Origin of the sequence: Kutzneria buriramensis (assembly GCF_003387475.1) — a bacterium.
Taxonomy (GTDB): domain Bacteria; phylum Actinomycetota; class Actinomycetes; order Mycobacteriales; family Pseudonocardiaceae; genus Kutzneria; species Kutzneria buriramensis.
Window position 1 is genome coordinate 144,942 of record NZ_QUNO01000021.1, and the last position, 19,793, is coordinate 164,734.

At 70.1% G+C, this 19,793-nt stretch carries 20 protein-coding genes; 8 read left to right on the forward strand and 12 right to left on the reverse strand.

The window, feature by feature from the left end:
• The first annotated feature begins 3 nt into the window (after nucleotides 1-3).
• Together BCF44_RS45220 and BCF44_RS45225 are read left to right on the forward strand one after the other, a co-directional pair.
• Complete coding sequence (locus tag BCF44_RS45220) at nucleotides 4-735, forward strand: alpha/beta fold hydrolase (protein WP_116180710.1); 732 nt, start codon at nucleotides 4-6, stop codon at nucleotides 733-735.
• A gap of 9 nt (nucleotides 736-744) precedes the next feature.
• A complete protein-coding gene (locus BCF44_RS45225) occupies nucleotides 745-1,569 on the forward strand; it encodes an LLM class flavin-dependent oxidoreductase (RefSeq protein WP_116180711.1) in 825 nt (274 codons plus the stop codon).
• Between the two features lie 119 nt (nucleotides 1,570-1,688).
• Here the strand turns inward: BCF44_RS45225 and BCF44_RS45230 are convergent, their stop codons facing one another.
• Complete coding sequence (locus BCF44_RS45230) at nucleotides 1,689-2,714, reverse strand: hypothetical protein (RefSeq protein ID WP_116180712.1); 1,026 nt, start codon at nucleotides 2,712-2,714, stop codon at nucleotides 1,689-1,691.
• Nucleotides 2,715-3,059: 345 nt separating this feature from the next.
• Here BCF44_RS45230 and BCF44_RS45235 point away from each other — a divergent pair, with 345 nt between their 5' ends.
• Both BCF44_RS45235 and BCF44_RS45240 read left to right on the forward strand, forming a co-directional pair.
• A complete protein-coding gene (locus BCF44_RS45235; protein WP_116180713.1) occupies nucleotides 3,060-4,688 on the forward strand; it encodes an ABC-F family ATP-binding cassette domain-containing protein in 1,629 nt (542 codons plus the stop codon).
• Nucleotides 4,689-4,888: 200 nt separating this feature from the next.
• Nucleotides 4,889-5,098 (forward strand): helix-turn-helix domain-containing protein, encoded by a 210-nt coding sequence (locus tag BCF44_RS45240; RefSeq protein ID WP_025357225.1) that lies wholly within the window; start codon nucleotides 4,889-4,891, stop codon nucleotides 5,096-5,098.
• A 58-nt stretch (nucleotides 5,099-5,156) separates the two neighbouring features.
• On the opposite strand, the gene BCF44_RS45245 is transcribed toward BCF44_RS45240, so the two are convergent.
• The 6 genes from BCF44_RS45245 to BCF44_RS45270 all read right to left on the reverse strand — a co-directional run bounded on the left by BCF44_RS45245 (nucleotide 5,157) and on the right by BCF44_RS45270 (nucleotide 10,810).
• On the reverse strand, nucleotides 5,157-6,746 hold the full coding sequence (locus tag BCF44_RS45245; RefSeq protein WP_116180714.1) for a penicillin-binding transpeptidase domain-containing protein: 1,590 nt from the start codon (nucleotides 6,744-6,746) through the stop codon (nucleotides 5,157-5,159).
• Between the two features lie 102 nt (nucleotides 6,747-6,848).
• Nucleotides 6,849-7,571 (reverse strand): sugar isomerase domain-containing protein, encoded by a 723-nt coding sequence (locus BCF44_RS45250; RefSeq protein WP_116180715.1) that lies wholly within the window; start codon nucleotides 7,569-7,571, stop codon nucleotides 6,849-6,851.
• 51 nt (nucleotides 7,572-7,622) lie between these two features.
• Nucleotides 7,623-7,937 carry an ArsR/SmtB family transcription factor gene (locus BCF44_RS45255; protein WP_116180792.1) on the reverse strand — a complete coding sequence of 105 codons (315 nt, stop codon included), beginning with the start codon at nucleotides 7,935-7,937 and terminating at the stop codon, nucleotides 7,623-7,625.
• A 60-nt stretch (nucleotides 7,938-7,997) separates the two neighbouring features.
• Nucleotides 7,998-9,023 (reverse strand): WD40/YVTN/BNR-like repeat-containing protein, encoded by a 1,026-nt coding sequence (locus tag BCF44_RS45260; protein WP_116180716.1) that lies wholly within the window; start codon nucleotides 9,021-9,023, stop codon nucleotides 7,998-8,000.
• Between the two features lie 15 nt (nucleotides 9,024-9,038).
• On the reverse strand, nucleotides 9,039-9,596 hold the full coding sequence (locus tag BCF44_RS45265) for a nucleotidyltransferase family protein (RefSeq protein WP_116180717.1): 558 nt from the start codon (nucleotides 9,594-9,596) through the stop codon (nucleotides 9,039-9,041).
• A 35-nt stretch (nucleotides 9,597-9,631) separates the two neighbouring features.
• A complete protein-coding gene (locus tag BCF44_RS45270; RefSeq protein ID WP_116180718.1) occupies nucleotides 9,632-10,810 on the reverse strand; it encodes a glycoside hydrolase family 88/105 protein in 1,179 nt (392 codons plus the stop codon).
• 246 nt (nucleotides 10,811-11,056) lie between these two features.
• Between BCF44_RS45270 and BCF44_RS45275 the strand changes: the two genes are divergently transcribed.
• The gene (locus BCF44_RS45275; RefSeq protein WP_116180719.1) at nucleotides 11,057-12,127 is read left to right on the forward strand and encodes a chitosanase; all 1,071 of its coding nucleotides are present in this window, start codon (nucleotides 11,057-11,059) and stop codon (nucleotides 12,125-12,127) included.
• An 8-nt stretch (nucleotides 12,128-12,135) separates the two neighbouring features.
• Here the strand turns inward: BCF44_RS45275 and BCF44_RS45280 are convergent, their stop codons facing one another.
• Together BCF44_RS45280 and BCF44_RS45285 are read right to left on the reverse strand one after the other, a co-directional pair.
• On the reverse strand, nucleotides 12,136-12,837 hold the full coding sequence (locus BCF44_RS45280; RefSeq protein WP_116180720.1) for a class I SAM-dependent methyltransferase: 702 nt from the start codon (nucleotides 12,835-12,837) through the stop codon (nucleotides 12,136-12,138).
• Nucleotides 12,837-13,430: a DUF4232 domain-containing protein gene (locus BCF44_RS45285; protein ID WP_116180721.1), complete on the reverse strand. Its 594-nt coding sequence runs from the start codon at nucleotides 13,428-13,430 to the stop codon at nucleotides 12,837-12,839. Before BCF44_RS45285 ends, BCF44_RS45280 begins: the two co-directional genes overlap by 1 nt.
• 246 nt (nucleotides 13,431-13,676) lie before the next feature.
• Between BCF44_RS45285 and BCF44_RS45290 the strand changes: the two genes are divergently transcribed.
• Together BCF44_RS45290 and BCF44_RS45295 are read left to right on the forward strand one after the other, a co-directional pair.
• A complete protein-coding gene (locus tag BCF44_RS45290) occupies nucleotides 13,677-15,515 on the forward strand; it encodes a beta-galactosidase (RefSeq protein ID WP_211353529.1) in 1,839 nt (612 codons plus the stop codon).
• A gap of 29 nt (nucleotides 15,516-15,544) precedes the next feature.
• Nucleotides 15,545-17,119 carry a ricin-type beta-trefoil lectin domain protein gene (locus BCF44_RS45295; protein ID WP_211353530.1) on the forward strand — a complete coding sequence of 525 codons (1,575 nt, stop codon included), beginning with the start codon at nucleotides 15,545-15,547 and terminating at the stop codon, nucleotides 17,117-17,119.
• Here BCF44_RS45295 and BCF44_RS45300 read toward each other — a convergent pair.
• A complete protein-coding gene (locus BCF44_RS45300) occupies nucleotides 17,112-17,696 on the reverse strand; it encodes a TetR/AcrR family transcriptional regulator (protein ID WP_116180722.1) in 585 nt (194 codons plus the stop codon). The genes BCF44_RS45295 and BCF44_RS45300 overlap by 8 nt on opposite strands.
• A 44-nt stretch (nucleotides 17,697-17,740) precedes the next feature.
• Between BCF44_RS45300 and BCF44_RS45305 the strand changes: the two genes are divergently transcribed.
• Nucleotides 17,741-18,220: a GNAT family N-acetyltransferase gene (locus BCF44_RS45305; RefSeq protein WP_246016191.1), complete on the forward strand. Its 480-nt coding sequence runs from the start codon at nucleotides 17,741-17,743 to the stop codon at nucleotides 18,218-18,220.
• Here BCF44_RS45305 and BCF44_RS45310 read toward each other — a convergent pair.
• Nucleotides 18,189-19,028 (reverse strand): alpha/beta fold hydrolase, encoded by an 840-nt coding sequence (locus BCF44_RS45310; protein WP_170218100.1) that lies wholly within the window; start codon nucleotides 19,026-19,028, stop codon nucleotides 18,189-18,191. The two genes, BCF44_RS45305 and BCF44_RS45310, sit on opposite strands and share 32 nt — an antisense overlap.
• A complete protein-coding gene (locus tag BCF44_RS45315; RefSeq protein ID WP_170218101.1) occupies nucleotides 19,025-19,627 on the reverse strand; it encodes a phosphatase PAP2 family protein in 603 nt (200 codons plus the stop codon). The genes BCF44_RS45310 and BCF44_RS45315 overlap by 4 nt, the downstream gene beginning before the upstream one ends.
• Between the last annotated feature and the right edge of the window lie 166 nt (nucleotides 19,628-19,793).

Below are 19,793 nucleotides of genomic sequence, written 5' to 3' on the forward strand. Positions count from 1 at the left end.
TCGGTGGACACGCTGAGGGTGCGGACAGGCGGAGCCGGCGGACCGACCGTGGTGCTGTTGCACGGACTGGGCGCGACCGGCGCGGTGTGGGACGGCCTCACCGAGCGGCTGGACCGCCGCTGGATCGCCCCCGACCTGCCCGGACACGGCGGATCGGGCCGGCTCAAGCGCTACTCCTTCGGCGCCATGGCCGGCGCGGTCGCCGAGCACCTGCCGGCCGGCGAGCCGGTCACGGTGATCGGGCACTCCCTCGGCGGCGTGCTCGCGGTCGCCCTGGCCAGCGGCTGGTTCGGCGTGGACGTGCGGCGCGCGGTTGCGGTCGGCGTGAAGGTCGAGTGGACCGACGACGAACTCGCCGGCGCGACCGCGATGGCCCACCGGCCGGTGAAGATCTTCGGCAGCAAGGAGGAGGCGGCGCAGCGCTACCTCAAGGTGTCCGGCCTCGGCGGCCTGGTGCCCGCCGACCCGGACGGGCTGGCCAGCACCGGCGACGGCTGGCGCCTGGCGCTGGACCCGGCCACCTTCGCGGTTGGCCGGCCGGACATGCGGGGCCTGCTCGCCGCGGCCAAGTGCCCGGTGCTGATGGTGACCGGCGAGAACGACCCGATGAGCGCCCCGGAGCAGGTGCGGGCCCTCACCGAGCACGTCGAGGTGCTGCCGGATCTCGGCCACAACCTGCACGTGGAGGATCCGGTCACGCTCCTGGACGTGATCACTCGCACCGGCGACTGGTAGGAAGGCCACATGACTGCCCTCGGCACCGTGTTCCGACCCCAGTTCCCGCCGGAGATCCTGCGCGGCATGGCCGAAGCCGCCGACGATTCGGCGCTGGATCAGCTGTGGGTGTGGGAGGACTGCTTCTCGGAGAGCGGTGTCGCCAGCGCGGCGGCGGCGCTGGCGTGGACGGAGCGGGTGAGCGTCGGCATCGGGCTGCTGCCGGTGCCGCTGCGTAACGTCGCGCTGGCGGCGATGGAGGCGGCGACCCTCCATCGGCTGTTCCCCGATCGGGTGATCCTCGGCGTCGGGCACGGCCTCCAGGTGTGGATGGGCCAGGCCGGGGCGCGCGTGTCGTCGCCGCTCACGTTGCTGCGGGAGTACCTGGACGCGCTGCGGGCGTTGCTGCGCGGCGAGGAGGTCACCGTCGACGGCACGTACGTGAAGCTGGACAAGGTCCGCCTCGACTGGCCGCCGCTGAAGCCCGTGCCGGTGTTCGCCGGTGGCATCGGCCCGAAGACGTTGCGGCTCACGGGCGAGGCCGCCGACGGGACCCTGGCCGTTGCCGACCAGCCCGCCGACGGCGTCCGCCGGATCCGGGAGACCGTCGGCCCCACCCAGCCGATCATCGCCGCGCTCCACGTGACCACCGGGCCCGACGCCGCCGAGCGCCTGGCGCGGGCGGTGCCTTCCGGCGTCGGCGTGGCCGGCGACGCCGAGACGGTCGCCGCCGCCGTCCGCACGCTGGCGGCCGTCGGCGCCGACACGGTTGTGCTGCAACCGACCGGCGACGAACCGGACCCCGTCGGCTTCGTGCGTTTCGTCGCCGACGAGGTCCGGCCGCTCGTGCCCTAGCGACCGTCAGCCGGTCACGTGGCCGGTGTGAACCCCGCCTCTTCGGACACCGCATGCAGGGAAGGACGCCTTACCCGCGTTGGACGAGGGTAAGGCGTCCTTCCCTGCATAGTCGGGAGCTAGAAGCCGTCGGTCGAGTAGGCGGCGTAGGTGACCGGCGGGGCCTGGTCGACGTCGGCGCACTTCTGCTGACGGGTCAGCGGCCACTGGGTGAGGTAGCGGACCGGCCGGCCGGTGTCGGCGATGGCGCGGCGGATGCCGTCCGCGGCGGCGCCGTCGTCGAAGTAGGTCTCGCCGATGATCCACTGCTGGTGGTAGCCCAGCGACGTCATCTTCTGGTCGGCGTCGACGAACTGCTTGTACTCGTCGCCGTTCCAGTCGTCGCCGTAGAGGTGCAGGTCGAACACGTCGGGCGGGTTCGAGCCGTAGACGGCGGCCAGCTGCGTGGCCCGGTCGGCGATCCACACCGTCATGGAGAAGCCGACGGTGTCGTCGCGGCCGAAGGCGGCGGTGTAGTCGGACCACAGCCGCTGCGTGTAGGAGCGCAGCACGGACTGGTCGGACATCGGCATGCCCTCGTTGAGCAGGTCGATGCGGTACGGGATGCCGGCGTCGGCGATCAGCGGGTGCAGATTGGAGATCACGCCCCAGTCCTCGCGGTACGCCGAGGAGTCCATCGCCGACCAGCCGTGCGGGTCGTCGGCGCCGATGGGCAGGAAGGCGACCTCGATCTCCTGGAACCCGGCGGTCTTCACGGCGGCGAGGAACTCGGTCAGCTGCTGGCGGTCGACAGGGGAGAGATCGCCGGAGCTGGAGTCCATGACGGTGCCGGAGTCCGGCCCGTGCTGGTGGAAGATGCCGATGCGCAGCCGGCGCTGGCCGGCGGCGTACATCTGGTTCAGCTGCGCGGTGATGGTGTCCCGCGCGGCGTCGAAGCGGTCGATCACGCCGTACGGCTCACGGTCGCAGCCGCCGGTCAGGTCGTAGAAGTCGTAGTTCGAGCCGCCCGCTTCGAGCGGTCCGGGCGCCGCCGAGGCGGCGGGCGCGCACAGGGGCAGGAGCAGGGCCGCCGCCGCGAGAGGCAGCCACTTGCGCGGTCGGATCAAGGGAATCCCCTCACCGGTCGGGTTCCGGGCGCGCGGCATCGCAACAGGGAAAGCGCTTACCCCGGAGTGAGATCAATTGCGGCGGTGAATCGATCTCCAGTGGTCACGGAAAGTTGTTGATCTAGCAACTTCATTAGGCCGGTGGAGTGTAGGCATGCCCCGAACGGACTAGTCAAGACATTCACATTTGACGGGTCGTGACTGTGCGTCGGGTCACAACCCGTCGCCGAAACCCCGGGTTCGGCGAAAACGGCTCGCGCCGGCACGTAAACTCGTAGGCGTGATCAAGCTGATCTGCTAGGCGGCCGCCGGGCCCGCCGGCCACGAGCCGGCGGGCGGACGAGTCCTGCCCGCGATCACCATCCCGATTCCCGGAGCCTTGCCTTGATCACCGTCACCGATCTCGAACTGCGCGCGGGTTCGCGCATCCTGCTCTCCGACGCCACCCTGCGCGTCCAGCCCGGCGACCGCATCGGCCTCGTCGGCCGCAACGGCGCCGGCAAGACCACCTCGCTGCGGGTGCTCGCCGGCGAGGGCCAGCCGTACGCCGGCGAGGTCCGTCGCAGCGGCGAACTCGGTTACCTGCCACAGGATCCGCGCGAGGGCGACCTCTCCGTCACGGCCAAGGACCGCGTGCTGTCGGCCCGCGGTCTGGACCAGCTGCTGCGCGAGATGGAGAAGGCGCAGACGGCCATGGCCGAGCTGGTCGACCAGAACGAGCTGGACACCGCCGTCCGCAAGTACGGCAGGCTGGAGGAGCGCTTCGGCGCGCTCGGCGGGTACGCCGCCGAGAGCGAGGCCGCGCGCATCTGCGCCAACCTCGGCCTGGCCGACCGCGTGCTGGCCCAGCCGCTGCGGACGCTGTCCGGCGGCCAGCGCCGCCGCGTCGAGCTGGCCCGGATCCTGTTCGGCGCCTCGGAATCCGGCGCCGGCGGCAAGGCCGGCACCACGCTGCTGCTGGACGAGCCGACCAACCACCTCGACGCCGACTCGATCTCCTGGCTGCGCTCCTTCCTGCGCCAGCACACCGGCGGCCTGGTCGTGATCAGCCACGACGTCGAGCTGCTGGCCGACGTCGTGAACAAGGTGTGGTTCCTCGACGCCACCCGCGGCGAGGTCGACATCTACAACATGGGCTGGTCCAAGTACCTGGAGGCCCGGGCCGCCGACGAGAAGCGCCGCCGCCGCGAGCGGGCCAACGCCGAGAAGAAGGCGTCCGCGCTGATGGCCCAGGCCGACAAGATGCGGGCCAAGGCGACCAAGGCCGTCGCCGCGCAGAACATGGCCAAGCGCGCGGAGAAGCTGCTGTCCGGTCTGGAGGACCAGCGGACCGCCGACAAGGTCGCGAAGATCCGCTTCCCGGTGCCGGCCCCGTGCGGCAAGACCCCGCTGATGGCCGAGGGGCTGAGCAAGTCCTACGGCTCGCTGGAGATCTTCACCGGCGTCGACCTCGCGGTCGACCGCGGCAGCAAGGTCGTGGTGCTCGGGCTGAACGGCGCCGGCAAGACCACGCTGCTGCGGCTGCTCGGCGGCATGGAGAAGCCGGACGCCGGCGGGCTCGTGCCGGGCCACGGCCTGCGGATCGGCTACTACGCGCAGGAGCACGAGACCCTCGACCACGACGCGTCGGTCTGGGCGAACATCCGGCACGCCGCGCCGGACGTTCAGGAGCAGCAGCTGCGCTCGCTGCTGGGCACGTTCCTGTTCAGCGGCGAGCAGCTGGACCAGCCGGCCGGCACGCTGTCCGGCGGCGAGAAGACCCGGCTCGCCCTGGCGGGTCTTGTGTCGAGCGCGGCCAACGTGCTTCTGTTGGATGAGCCAACCAACAACCTGGATCCGGCCAGCCGGGAGCAGGTGCTGGACGCGCTGCGGCGGTTCGAGGGCGCGGTCGTCCTCGTGACCCACGATCCGGGCGCCGTTCAGGCACTGGAACCCGAGCGGGTGATCCTGTTGCCGGACGGCACCGAGGACCACTGGTCGGATGACTACCTGGAGCTCATCGAGTTGGCATGATCCGCTGGTCGAGCCGCTGATCTGCACCTTTGACACCACTGATCACTTCACTCACTCCGGTGATCAGCCAGAGGTAACTCAACGATCACTGAGCGATGATTTTGCTTGATCGCCTGGCGTTCGGGCCCGTCGTGTTCGATCATTGCGACGACAGGGGCCGCACGCGGCCCGACCTGCACTCCCACGGAAGGCGGGACAAGGTGGCTGACCTGAAGAAGGGCGCCCGGATCACGGGGCCCACGCGGGACAAGCTGGCCGCTGACCTGAAGAAGAAGTACGAGAAGGGCGCCAGCATCCGCGCGCTTGCGGAGTCGACCGGGCGTTCCTACGGCTTCGTGCACCGGGTGTTGTCCGAGTCCGGCGTGCAGCTTCGGGGCCGGGGCGGTGCCACGAGGACCAAGAAGAAGTAGGGCGAGGCTGCACCCGGACGACCAGATTCCGCTCGGCCGTCCGGGTGATCAGTAGGGATCAGCCGATCGCGCGCAGGAACGCGCCGGCCACGTTCACCGCGGGGCCGGACTCGTCGGCGTGCGGCAGCAGGACCGCGAACGCGACATCGCCGCGGTAGCCGACGAACCAGCCGTGCGCGGGTCCGTCGCCGACCTCGGCCGTGCCGGTCTTGCCGAACGTGTTGGGCAGCGAGGCCAGCGAGCGCGCGGTGCCGCTCGTGACCACCTCGCGCATCATGCCCTGCACCTGGCCGAGCACGGACGCCGACGGCGGTGCGATCATGCCGCTGGCGGTGGTCTGCTGACCCCTGATCAACACCGGCGTCGGCACGTGTCCGCTGTGGACGGTGGCGGCGGCGACGGCCATGCCGAACGGGCTCACCAGCACGGTGCCCTGGCCGAAGCCGTCGACCGCGCGGTCCACCTCGTCGTCGGCCGGGTCGACGCGCCCGGTGTTGGTCGTCATGCCCGGGATGTCGAAGTCCACGCCGAGGCCGAGCTGCTTTGCGGCGGTGGGCAGGTCGTTCGCGCCCAGATTGGCCGCCAGCTGGGCGAAAGTCGTGTTGCACGAGGCCGCGAACGCCGAGTGCACCGGCGTGGCGAAGTCGGGCGGGCTGCCGGAGGAGACGCCGTCCTCGTTGGGGATCGTACGCGGTCCGATTTGGACGGTGTGCGGGCAGGTCACTATGGAGTTCGCGGTCACGCCGTGCTGGAACGCCGCCGTGGCCGTGGCGATCTTGAACGTGGAGCCCGGCGGGAACGTCCCCGTCAGCGGGCTCAGCCCCGCCGTGTCGAAGGCGGAGTTGGTGGCCACGGCGAGGACTTCGCCGGTGGACGCCGACAGCGCGACCAGGCTGGCCTGCCCCTGGAAGCCGTCCACCGCCTTCTGTGCCGCGTCCTGCATGCCGGCGTCGATGGTCAGCGCGTAGGCCGCCTTCTTGGCGCCGTCCTGTTGCCGCAACGTCTTCACGTCCGCGCCCGAGGCGTCCACGACGGTGATCGAGTGACCGTCGACTGCCTGGAGATCGGCCCCGATCGCTTGCTGCACACCGCCTTTCAGCGTCCTCGGCACGGCGTCGAGCTTCATCGGGTTGCCGGCGCGGTCGGTCAGCGAGGAGCCGCCGGGAGTCGTGCGCAGCGCCAGCGACTGCCCCTTGCCCAGGTCGGGCTGGATCGCCGCGTCCGACCAGTGCACGAGCCACTTTCCGTTGCGCTGCACCAGTTGCAGCTGGACCTGGTACGGATAGTCGAGCTGGCCCTGGTTCCAGTCGACGGCCGCGGTGGCCGTGGTGTTCGTCGGCGCGCCGGCGAGGCTGGCCGTCAACCGTGCGCCGCTCATGTTCTTGTACAGCAGGGTGAGCGCCGCCGACGCCGACGTGGAGTCGTCGGTGAGGTCGGCGGCCGCCTGCGCGTTCGTCGCGGCGAACGCCTGCACGTAGGCGCGCGCGACATCGTTGGCGGACAACGGCTGCGGGTCGGTCGCCGGCGAGCTGTTCACGTAGTGCGACGGGGGTCCGGGGTGGAACAGCAGGTAGGCGGCGGTCGCGATGACGGCGACCACCGCCGTGCCGCCCGTGCCCAGGATCCATCGTCTGGTCTTCGGCTGCATATGAAGTTCAGGCCCCCCTTGGCGTCGGATCGCTGATCGGACGCTAGCCCTTCCCGGACTTCCTTTCCTCGGTATTACTACTCACACCCGGTGTCTACTGGGTCACGCCAGGACTTCGATCCGGGGCGTGTACTTGGCCAGCAGTGCCTTGTTGGCGGCGTCGCCGCCCTCGACGTTGGCGCTGCGCCACAGCGGCAGGTCGAATCCGGTCGCCGCCGCCCGGTCCAGCAGCCGCACCAGCAGCAGGTTCCACAGGAAGGCGTTGGCCAGAGAGGAACTCGGCGCGGTCACCGGGGCGCCGGCCGGGTAGGCGGAATCGCCCGGGATGACCAGATTGTCCAGCACGAACGTGGCCTCCTCGGCGAGCGTGGTGCCGGCCCGCTTCGGCGCCACCGAGCTCGTCGGCAGCGAGGTGAACGCCACCACCGGCGTGTCGGCCGCCTTGGCCTGCCGGGCCAGCTCCACCGGGTACGGGTTGACGCCCGAGGTGGAGAAGATCATCAGCACGTCGTGCTCGCCGAGCTCGATGCCGGCCAGCACCTCCGCGGCCAGCCCGGACCGCCGCTCCGCGGTGGTGCTCGACACCGCGCCGTGCATCGGCAGCAGCGACGGGTGGTAGAGCGGCCGCACGCAGGCCAGGCCGCCGGCGCGGTAGAACGTCTCGGCGACGGCGGCCAGCGAGTGCCCGGCGCCCGCGGACAGCACGACGCCGTCCTGGGAGATCCCGGCCAGCAGCACGTCCGCGACCTTGTCCAGGGTGTCGGCGTTGTGCCGCTCGATGCGGCCCAGCTCCTCGCGCAGCGAGGTGCCGTAGTCCTCGGTCATTCCACAGCCTCCGTGCCGGTGTGATTGGTCCATACCACTAAACCCCGGCCGTCAAGACTCCTCAACCATCCGGTCCAGATGGCGCTCCAGCGCGTCCAGGTGCTCCGACCACAGCCGCCGGTACGGCGCGAGCCAGTCGTCGAGCTCGCGCAGGGGATCCAGGCGCAGCCGGTAGCAGCGGCGCTGCGCGTCCACCCGCACCGTCACCAGGCCGGCCTCGCGCAGCACCCGCAGGTGCTTGGACACCGCGGGCTGGCTGAGCTCCAGCTGGTCGACGAGCTGGTTGACGGACCGCTCCTGCACCCGCAGCAGGTCCAGGATGCGACGCCGGCTCGGCTCCGCGAGCACTTCGAAGGTGGTGGCCACGCTGTTGGAGTACGTCACCGGCTATATGCTTGTCAAGGCATGAGCGAGCTTGCGAGCGATTCAATCGATGCCGAGCGTGCCGACGCGGCCTTTCTCGCCGGCGGCCCAGCAGGTCACCGGCGTCGGGCAGTCGACGGTGTCGAAACTGCCGGTGTCGAACTGCCGCCAGTGCCGGCCGCCGTCCAGGCTCAGATCGCTGCCGTTCGGGCCGACCGCGACCACCGCGTCGCCCAGCAGCCAGGCCGCGCCGGAGCGGTAGCCGCTGACCGTCGCGGACTGCCAGGACCGGCCGCCGTTCTGGCTGGTGGCCGCCGAACCGGTCGCGGGCGCCGAGAAGTCGCCGCCGACGGCGACGCCGTGGTCGCGATCGCGGAAGGCCACCGCGAACACGCCCGAGGACTGGCTGCTGGGCAGGGGAGTGGCCGTCGTCTGCCAGGTCCGGCCCCGGTCACTCGAGTGGTAGACGCGGGACTGCGCCCCGCCGCCGCTGCCGATCCAGGCGTCCCTGGGGCCGCTGGTGGCGATGCACTGCCCGCTGGCCGCGAACCCCGCCTCGCCGGGTTGCGCCGCCGGCATGCCGGCGTTGGGCAGGATCTGCCAGCTGCGGCCGCCATCGTCGGTGGCGAGGACCTCGAACCTGCCGCCGACCGGGTCGCCGACGATCAGGCCGTGCCGCTGGTCGAAGAACGCCATGCAGTCGTAGAAGGCGTTCGGGTCGGTGTTGGTCTGCGTCTGCTGCCACGACTTGCCGCCGTCGTCCGTGCGGTAGACGCGGGAGCTGTCGCCCGGGCCGATCGCCAGCGCGACCGCGTGCTGCGCGTCGAACGCCTGGATGTCGCGGAAGTCGAGGGTGGCCGTGTTCGGCGGGGCGACCTGGCCCCACGTCCGGCCGCCGTCGGTCGTGCGCAGGATCGTGCCCGCGCTGCCGCTCGCCCAGGCCGTCAGCGGGCTCACCGCCGACAGTCCTCGCAGGCGCGCGGTGGATCCCGTCGGATGCAGTCGCCAGGTGGGGCCCGTCGTCGCCTCGGCGGTCGTCGCCGTGGTGATCACCAGCAGTGCCGCCACGATTCCCGTGATCCACCTCATGGGGCGGACGCTACCTCACCGGGGAAGGTCCGCCGGGCGGTCGACGTCGTGCCCGTCCGCGACATCTTCACAGGGGATCTCCGTGACGTCGTGCCTTCTGAGATACGCCCGCGCGCCCCGGTCGCCCTCGGCCGAGTCGTGCACCCCGTGCCAGTGGTCGCGCCCGATCAGCACCGGGTGCCCGCGCATGCCGTGGTACGTCGCCGCCGCGAGCGCCGTCGGCGTGGCGTGGTCGATGATCCTTTTGATCGCCTCCGCGGTGACCCCCGGCAGATCCACCGTCATCACCGCCACCGCGGTCTCGTCGTGCAGGGCCTGGATTCCCGCCCGCAGCGACGATCCCATTCCCGTCGGCCAGTCCGGGTTCTCCACGACCACCGCGTCACCGAGGTCGGCGGCACGGACCTGGTCGATGGCCGCCCCGGCGACGACATAGACGGTGGCGCAGCCGGCCGCCCGCAGCCGATCGACCGTCGACTCCACGAACAGCCGGCCACGGTAGGGCACGAGTGCCTTGGGCATGCCGTACCGCCGGCCCTCACCGGCCGCCAGCACCAATCCCGCCACGGTCACCCGGCGATCCTAGATCGCCGGGTGACACGGAGGGGCTAGGCGCCGGCGCTGCGCATCTGTTCGTTCATGATCAGGAAGGCGCCGAGGCCGTGGGGGTCGTTCACGGCCTTCGGACGCGCCAGATAGAAGGCGGTGTCGCCGACGTTGGTGCCGATGCAGATGTCGGCGATGTTGGTCAGGCCGTCGCTGCCGACGGTGACCTGGGCCAGCACGCCCTTGTAGCCACGGTTGGCCACGGCCTGGTAGCTGTGGTCGATGTAGCCCTTCTGCACGGCCTTGGACAGCGTGTAGGTGAACATCGCCGAGCAGGACGTCTCGGTCCAGTTGCCGGCCAGCGTGGGCTTCTCCGGCACCTGGAACCAGCGGCCGGTCTTCGGGTCCTGGTACCTGCGGATGGCCTTGGCCAGGTTCTGCACGTTCTGCACGATTTTGGCCCGGTTCGGGTCGGACCGCGGCGTGTAGTCGAGGATGTCCACGCTGGCCATCGCGTACCAGCCGATCGACCGGCACCAGAACTCGGGGGAGTGGTGCGTGGTGGGGTCGGCCCAGGTCTGCGTGCCGGACTCGTCGTAGGCGTGGAAGAAGAAGCCGGACGGGTCGGCGAGGTGGCTGCCGTAGATCACCAGCTGCTTGGCCGCCTCGGCGTTGGCGTACGCGGAGTCGTTGAAGGTGGCGCCGTAGCGCTCCAGGAACGGCAGCACCATGTAGGTGCCGTCCAGCCACAGCTGGTGCTGGCGGCTGGTGGCGTGCCAGAACCCGCCGTCGGCGGTGCGCGGGTAGGTGTTCAGCCGGGTCCGGATCTGCGCGGCGGCCGTCTGGTACCGCGGGTCCTTGGTCTCCTGGTACAGCAGCACCAGCAGGTTGCCGGACTGCATCGAGTCGAGGCTGCTGAAGCTGTTGCTGACCTTGCCGTTGGCATCGACGAAGCGGTCCACCCAGGCCTTGATGTAGTCCAGGTACGCCTTGTTGTGGGTGCGCTTGTAGACCAGGAACTGGCCGTAGAGGTAGAGGCCGGTCTGGTAGCCCCAGCTGCCGAGCGTGTCCGGCGTGAAGCGCTTCGTCGTCGAGTCGACGACGGCCTTGGACCAGTCCGTGGTGGGCTGCGGGTGGGCGGGGGCCGCGGTGGCCGTGACCGGCAGGATCGGGGCGAGGCTGGCGACCAGGACGATCCCGATCCGTCGGATCCAGCCGCTCCGCGTGCGCGGGCTGGGCATCGTGCTCCTCTCGATGGAGCCCGCGGCGGGAGGCTCGTGGCGTGTCCTTGAACGAAGTACTCCGGTCACGGTCGGCGCGTCAAGCCTGGACATCCGATCTATGGCCCTAGTATCTGTCTGGAATACGCTTTCCTTGCTAAGGTCATCGGATGTTTTGATGGCTAGGCCGAACGGTTGAACCGGACGGGGCCTACCTGCGTAAATCCAGTGGTGTGCGCTATCCGATCGAGTACGGGGCGAACGCGAGTGGAGTCGAGAGCCGACAAGGCCGGTGAGCCCCGGTCGAAGGGATTCTGGGACACCCAGATCGGCGGCCTGCCGCTGCGCGTGGCGGTGCCGGTCGCGCTCGCGCTGGTGACGAGCGTGGGCATCGCCGTCACCACGCTGTGGGGCGGCGGCCCGAGCCAGGCCACCGCGTCGGGTCCCGTGCTGCCCACCGGTCCGTCGGTGATCACCCTGCCGCCGGCGGGCAGGCCGCCGGCGACCACCACCACGCCCGGCGGCACCTCCTCGACCGGCGGCACGACGACCACCACCAAGGTCCCGCCGCCGGCCGCCGGCCGCCCGCCCGCAGGTCCGACGCTGCCGGCGCAGGTCGTGACGATGCTCGACGACGTCACCGCCGTGTTCGAGCAGAGCAAGACGACCCCGCAGTACGCCACTATCGTCAACGATCACGACGGTTGCGGCTTCAAGGCCGGCTGGGCCAGCTTCTGCACCGCCCGCGGCGACCTGTTCACCGTCGTCAGCCAGTTCACCGACGCCGTGCCGAACAATCCGCTGCGCCGCTACCTGCCCACCCTGCAGAAGCTGGGCGAGACCCACAGCGACGACACCACCGCCCTCGGCGATTCCTTCATCAACGACTGGCGCACCGCCGCCGCCGACAAGCGTTTCGACGAGGTCCAGCTCAACGTCGGCCACGAGCTGTTCCTCACCCCCGCCCTGGCCATCGCCGCCCAGCTCAACATCCGCAGCAACCTGGGCGCCGAGGACCTTTTCGACACCGCGTTGATGATGGGCGCCAGCAGTTCCGACTGCGACGGCCTCCCCAAGCTGATCAGCGAGTCCATCATCGAGGCCTCCGGCACCCCGTTCTCCGGCGTCACCGAGCAGGCCTTCCTGGCCTCCTTCAACGAGGTGCGCCTCAAGCACATGCGCAACCCGTGCACCCCCGGCCGCCAGAAGGTGTGGACCGCCGCCGTCGACCGCGTGCAGGCGCTGCAGCAGTTGGCCGACCGGGGCGACTGGAAGCTCGACCCGCCGCTGACCATCGGCGCCGACTTCAACCTGACCATCCGCACCCCCAGCGACTAGGGGCTGACCTATCCCCTCAACAGAAACAACACAAAGCACGGGTTGTTCGTGAGCGAGCGGAAGTCCTCGGGGTACAGCTCCTCGGCCGCGGCCACCGGCACCGGTTCCTTGATCACCTCGATACCGAACCCGGCCGCCGTGAAGGCGTCGGTCATGGCGTGGACCGGCCGGGTCCAGAAGGTCAACTCGGCGGTCTGCCCGCCCATGGTCCACTCCTCGGACCAGCTGTACGTCTCCATGTAGTTGACCTTGTTCCCGTCCCGCCGCTGCAGGGTGAAGATCGCGAACGGATGGTCGACGGACAGGATCAGCCGCCCGCCGGGGCGGATCACCCGCCGCAGCTCGGCGAGGGTCGGCTCCCAATCCCGAAGGTAGTGCAGCACGAGCGACGCCATGACGTCGTCGAATGCGTTGTCGGGGAAGGGAAGTGGGTCGGCGAGGTCGGCAACCCGAAGATGCGCGGCGTCGCCGAGCCGGCGACGGGCCACCTCCAGCATGCCGGCGCTGGCGTCGATGCCCGTCACGGCGGCGCCCCGGTCGCGCAGCGCCGCGAACAGCGGGCCGGCGCCGCAGCCGGCGTCGAGGATCTGGCGGCCGGCCACGTCCCCGGCGAGTTCGAGCATCGCGGGTCGCTCGTAGTAGGCGTTGTAGATACTGGTCTCGTTCGACGCCGCATAGCCCTCGGCGATGCCGTCGTAGTCGTAGGACATCAGGCGGGATCGGCCAGGATGCCGTTGACGAAGGTGCCGGGATGGGTGGCGGAATCCTGCCGCAGCACGGCGACGCTCGACGGCCAGGCGGCGGTCAGCGCCTGCTGCTGACCGGGCGGGGTGGCCTGAACCTTGGTGGGCGTCCACGTCTTGGAGCCCATGCTGCCGACGGAATCGCCGCCGGGCTGGAGCACGGTGACGGTCGCGGTGGCCGTCATCCCGGGCTCGACATCGTTGTGCTGCACGCCGTTGTCGGTGCCGATGAGCTGATACGTGGTGCCGTTCGGGTCGTCCGGGCCGATCAGTGAGACGTCCGGCACGCCGTACAGGGCGCAGGTGTGCGCGGAGATGTTCTTGAACGTCAGTGGCACGTCGAGCTGGCCCGAGACGTCGTCGTGTTTCTTCGGTGTGCCCACGGAAAGCGACAGATCCGTGCTGGCGCAACGGGAATCGCCTTTGGTGGCGGAGACGGGCCTGGCGCCGGCGCCCAGGCCCGTCGCGTTGCCGGTGGGAGTGACGTCGGCGTTGACGCCGCACGCGCCGAGGAATCCGCCGGCCGCCAGCACGGCCACCGCTACCGCTGCCCTCTTCATGTCGTCCCCTTCCGTCGATCTTGTTGGAAGGATGTCCGGGCGGCCCCGAAGGTAGCTCGCGAATGGGGTTGATCACGGCGAAGCAACCTCGCGTATCGACGGGCGTCGGCCGCGACCGCCCCGTAACCGGTTCCGTAGACTCGGATGCTCGAAACTGCTCGGTTTACCTACTTTCGACGCATGGACACGCAGCGGCGCGCACCGTAGCGTCCGTTCGCGGCGGCTACCCAACGGTGGGAGACAGCGATGCAGATGCCCCGGCGTCGGTTCCTGGCGGTCAGCGGACTGGCCCCGCTGGCCGCGACGATGCCGGCGCGCACCGGGCGCCGGTTCGCCTTCGCCCCGAGTGGCGGCTTCCTGCTCGACGGCAAGCCGTTCCAGATCCGTAGCGGCGAGATGCACCCGGCGCGCATCCCGGTCGAGTACTGGCGGCACCGCATCGCCCTGGCCAAGGCGATGGGCCTGAACACGATCTCGATCTACGTGATGTGGAACTACGTGGAGCCGCGGCCAGGGGAGTTCGACTTCCGTACCGAGCGGCGCGACGTCGAGGCGTTCATCCGACTCTGCCAGGCCGAGGACATGTGGGTGCTGCTGCGCCCCGGCCCGTACGTCTGCGGCGAGTGGGATCTCGGCGGCATCCCGTCGTATCTGCTGGCCACCAAGGACATCAGGCTCCGCGCTGACGCCGACGCCCGGTACATGGCCGCGGTCCGTCGCTACGTCGGGGAGCTCGCGCCCCGGATCCGGCCGTTGATGATCGGCAACGGCGGACCGGTGCTGATGGTCCAGATCGAGAACGAATACGGCTCCTACGGCAGCGACCCCGCCTACCTGGACGCACTGCGCCGGCTGTGGCTCGCTCAGGGCGTCGACGGCCCGTTCTACACCGAGGACGGTCTGGGCCAGCTCGAACACAACCACAGCAACGTCGCCGGCGGCGCGATCGCGCTCAGCGGCGGCGACGCGTCGTCGATCGCCGCCGCACGCAAGGCCTTCCCGACCGTGCCGGCGATGGCCGGCGAGGTGTATCCGGGCTGGCTGACGCACTGGGGCGACACCAACCTCGCCGCCCCGACGGACATCTCGGGCGACCTCAAGGCGTTCATGGCCAAAAGCCTGTCGTTCAACCTGTACATGGTGCACGGCGGCACCAGTTTCGGCTTCCACGCCGGCGCCAACGCCAACGACCTGTCCGGCACCTACCAGCCCGACATCACCAGCTACGACTACGCCGCACCGATCACCGAGCAGGGCGTGGCGACGCCGCAGTACCACACGTATCGCAGTCTGATCGGCAGCTATCTCCCCGCGCTGCCGGCGATTCCCGATCCGAAGCCGACGATCGCGCCCGCCCCCGTCACGCCGACCGTGTACGCGTCGATCTGGGACAACCTCCCGGTGGCGGTCGAGTCCGCGGACCCGCAACCGTTCGAGATGCTCGGCCAGAGCTACGGATTCGCGCTGTACCGCAAGGAGATCGCCGGCACGGGAGCGCTGGACATCCGCTGGGTGCACGACTACGCGACCGTCTTCGTCGACGGCCGCTACCAGGGCGGCTTCTCCCGCACGCTGATCCCGGACGCCGAGTCGCGAAGGCTCAACGTCACCAACGACAACGCGCCGCTCGCCCTCGGCCCGTCCGACGGCGACACCACGCTCGACATCCTGGTCGAGGGCATGGGGCGGACCAACTACGGCCAGGCCATAGTGGACCGCAAGGGCATCCTCGAATCCGTTGCCCTTGCGGGAAAGCGGCTCACCGGCTGGCAGATCTTCCCGCTGCCGCTGGACGACGTCGCCGGCCTGAAGCCGGTCGTCGGCGACGCGGCGAGGCCCGGGCTGTTCTTCCGGGCCGCGCTGCACCTCGACACCACCGGCGACACCTACCTGGACATGTCCGGCTGGACCAAGGGCGTGGTCTGGGTGAACGGCAAGAACCTGGGCCGGTACTGGGAGATCGGCCCGCAGCACCGCCTGTTCTGCCCGGCGCCGTGGCTGCGGCCAGGGCACAACGAGATCCTCGTGTTCGACCTGCACCAGACGACGCCGAAACCGATCAGCTTCGCCCGCACGTTGAGTTGACCCGCACGTTGAGTTGAAAGGCATCCGCCGTGCGAACAACGCTACTGCTCGCCGCCGTCACGGCCGCGTCCCTGCTCACCCCGGTGACGGCGACCGCCGCCCCACCCCTGGCGGCCACCCCGCCGATGGGCTGGAACGACTGGGCGCACTACCAGTGCGACTTCACCGAGCAGACCATCCTGTCCAACGCCGATGCCCTGGTCGCCACGGGCCTGGCGGCCAAGGGCTACGACACCGTCACCATCGACGACTGCTGGATGGCCAAATCCCGTGACAGCAGCGGGAATCTCGTCGCCGACAAGACGAAGTTCCCCGACGGCATGGCCTACGTCGGCCAGTACCTGCACAACCACGGCCTGCGCTTCGGCATCTACGAGGACGCCGGCACCCTCACCTGCGGCGGTTATCCCGGCAGCTGGAACCACTTCCAGCAGGACGCGAACCGGTTCGCCGGCTGGGGCGTGGACTACCTCAAGCTCGACGGCTGCAACCTGCCGAGCGTCGCCGGCCAGACCGAGGAGCAGACCTACAAGTCGGCCTACGCCCAGCAGGCCGCCGCGCTGGCCAAGAGTGGCCGCAAGATCGTCTTCTCCGAGTCGGCGCCGGCCTACTTCCAGGGCCAGACCTCCTGGTACAGCGTGCTGAGCTGGGTCAAGCAGTACGGCCAGCTGTGGCGCGAGGGCTACGACATCGCGACCTACGACAAGAACAAGCCGGACGCCAGCCGCTGGGGGAGTGTGCTCGGCAACTACGGCTACAACAGCCCGATCGGCCGCTACGCGGGGCCCGGCAACTGGAACGACCCCGACTTCCTGATCGCCGGTGACGGCGGCATGACCGCCGACGAGTCGCGCAGCCAGGTCGCGCTGTGGGCGATGATGGCCGCGCCGATGATCCTCAGCTCGGACGTGTCGAAGCTGTCGCCCGAGGCGGTCGCCACGCTCGGCAACAAGGACATCGTTGCCGTGGACCAGGACTCGCTCGGCAAGCAGGGCACCGTCTACGCCCAGAACGGCACCACCGACGTGCTCTACCGGCCGCTGGCCAACGGTGACCGCGCGGTGGCGATTCTCAACCGCGGCGGCTCGGCAGTCACCACCAGCACCACCGTCGGGCTGAATTGTTCCTTCACGGCGAAGGATCTGTGGACCGGCGCCAGCTCGAACGCCATCAGCGCAACGATTCCTTCCCACGGCACGGCCATCTTCCGCGTCAAGCCGGGCAGCGACTGTGGTGCCGTCAAACCGGTCGGCCAGATCGCCGGCACCAGCGGCAAGTGCGTGGACGACTCCGGCAGCGGCACCGCCGACGGCAACCCGGTTGTCCTCTGGCCCTGCACCGGAACCGCGAACCAGCGCTGGCAGCTCTCCGGCAACACCGTGCAGACGCTCGGCAAGTGCTTGGCCAACAGCGCCAACAAGGCCGTTTTGTCCACATGCGACGGTAGCGCGAGCCAGCAGTGGTCGTACAAGCTGAACGGCAATCTGGTGAATTCGGGGCTGTGCCTGGACGTCACCGGCGGCGGCAGCGACAACGGGACGGCGCTGGAGCTCTACCAGTGCGGAGACAACCAGCTGAACCAGATCTGGTCGCTGCCTAGCTGAGCCCCAGGGCGGTCAGCGTCCGGTCCAGGGCGGCCTCCTGGAGTTCCGGGCTGTACGTCTCCGGATCGGCGGACGCCAGCGCGGCGGCGCCTTCGGCCATGCCCATCAGCACCAAGGCGGCCGTGGACACCTGGTCCGCCGACCAGGAGGGGGCGGTGGCGGCAACGAGTCGCAGGATTCGTCGCCGCCACGCCCTCGTGTTGATCCGGTGCAGCTCCAGCAGCTCCGGGTCGCCGACGGTCGCGGCCAGAAACCCTATCCACACAACGCTTTCCAGCGTGCCGGCCTCGGTGCTGGCCAGCCCTTGCGCCAACACCGCCCGCAACGCCTCCCGTGGTGAGCCGGCGGCCTCCTCCAACGCCTCGACCCGGAGCCGGGTGCGCTCGTGCAGGAGCTCGCGCGCGTGCCGGAGCAGGGCGCGGCGGTTGGGGAAGCGGTGCATGACCAGCCCGGTGGTGCAGCCGGCGGCCGCCGCCACCGCGCGGATGGTCAGGTGCTCCAGGCCCTGGTGGGCGAGTACGTCCCACACCGCCGCCGACAGCTGCTCCGCCGCCCGGGGATTCGCCGCTCGGGACATGACCGCCCTTCCGTCGTAACAACCGTTACCGTAACATCCGTTACGTGACCATCATCGAGCACCGCCCCTGGGACGACCCGGCCGGCGTCTACCTGCGGGAACGGCAGCACCTGGAGATCCTCGACCGGTACGACGGCGTCGACACCGAGCCGGGCGTGCACCCCAGCGCCGCCGACGTCGCGGTGTTCATGATCGCCTTCGACGACGCCGGCACGCCGCTGGGTTGCGGCGGCCTGCGCCGGCTCGACGCCACATCCGCCGAGGTCAAGCGCATGTACGTGGAACCGGCCGCGCGCGGCACCGGCGTGGCGACGGCCGTGCTCCGCGCGCTGGAGCAGACGGCCGTCGACCGCGGCTGGACCACCGTCCGACTCGAGACCGGCACCGGGCAGCCCGACGCCGTCCGCTTCTACGAGCGCGAGGGCTACGTCGCCATTCCGCTCTACGGCGACTACGTCGGGGCCGAGCTGTCCCTGTGCTACGAGCGGGTGCTCAGCTCCGGTGCGCCAGCAGATGCTCGATGAGCACCCGGCACAGCTGCTCCGGCGCCTCGTCGGGGATCCAGTGCGAGACGTCCTCGATGATCTCCAGCCGGTAGGGGCCGCTGACGTGCTGCTCGGTGGCCAGCACGCCGGCCGAGCCGATGGCGTTGTCCTCGGTGCTCCACACCATCAGCGTCGGCACCTCGATCTTGCCGACGTCGCCGTGCAGGTCCATCGCCCGGTACCAGTTCAGCGCCGCGGTCAGCGCCCCCGGCTGGGTGAAGCGCTCGAGGTAGTGCTCGACGTGGTCCTCGGGGACCTTCCAGTCGTAGATCCGGCGCAGCTTGTCGGCGTCGTCGGCGAGCAGCGTCTTCTCCGCCGACCCGGCCTGCCGGAACGTGGTGATGTAGCGGGAGCGCTCGTGCTGGTCCTCGTCGGTGGCGCGGGCGTGCTCGAACGCCGCCGGGTGCGGCACCGACACCGCCGTCAAGGTACGGATCCGCTCCGGCATCGCGGCCGCCGCCGCCCACGCCACGATCGCGCCCCAGTCGTGGCCGACCAGGTCGAAGCGCCGCCAGCCCAGCTCGTCGGCGATCGCCGCGACGTCGCCGACCAGCTCGTCCAGGCGGTAGTCGCTGACGTGCTCGGGCCGCACCCCGGGGGAGTAGCCGCGCTGGTCGGGCGCCACCGCCCGGCACCCGCCGCCGCCCAGCACCCGCAGCTGCTGCTCCCATTCCAGCGACGACTGCGGAAACCCGTGCAGCAGCAGCACCTCGCGGCCGCCCTCGTCGCCGCTGGCCAGCGCGTCGAACGTGCCGGCCGGCGTGGAGATGCGCGTTTTCTCGATCACACGGTCGACTCTAGCGCTCGCTCGTCGACGAGCTGATCCTCGTCCCATTGCGGCGTGTACCGGCGCAGGAACCTGTCCTGCCACAGCAGGGTCGCGCCCCAGACGGCCAGGCCGCCGATGGTGGACAGCAGCGCGCCGGCGGTGATGTCGGCGGGGTAGTGCACGCCGACGAACACCCGCGAGATCGCCACCAACGCGGCCACGCCCATGAAGTACGGGCCCCACTTGGCCGAGACGAAGAACCACACCGAGACGGCCAGCGCGAATGACGCGGTGGCGTGGTCGCTGGGCAGCGACACCCCCGGGTCGTGGGGGATCAGCATGTGCACCTGGTGGGTCTGGAACGGCCGCAGTGACAGGTGGAACAGGCGGACGACCTGCGACAACACCAGGGCGATGGCCAGCGTGGCCCCGACCTGGCCGATGCGCCACGCGCCGACCGGCCACCAGCCGTCCTGCCGCGCCCGCAGGTACAGCACGACGGCGCCGGCGGCGAACAGCAGGAAGATCAGGTACTTGGCGGCGAAGACCATCAGCAGGTCCAGCGGGCCGATTCTGCCGGCGAGCCCGTTGATCAAGCCGAAGATCTCGTCGTTCACGCCCGCTCCTCGCCGTCGATGCCGATACCGTCGATGTTGATCAAGGATGCCGCACCGGCGGTTCGCCCCTGATTCACCCCCTGGACACCTTCTCCACACTGCCAGGACATCCGGGCCCGCGTGTGTACGGAAAGTCACAGCGAACCGAAAGATCGGCTCGAACGAA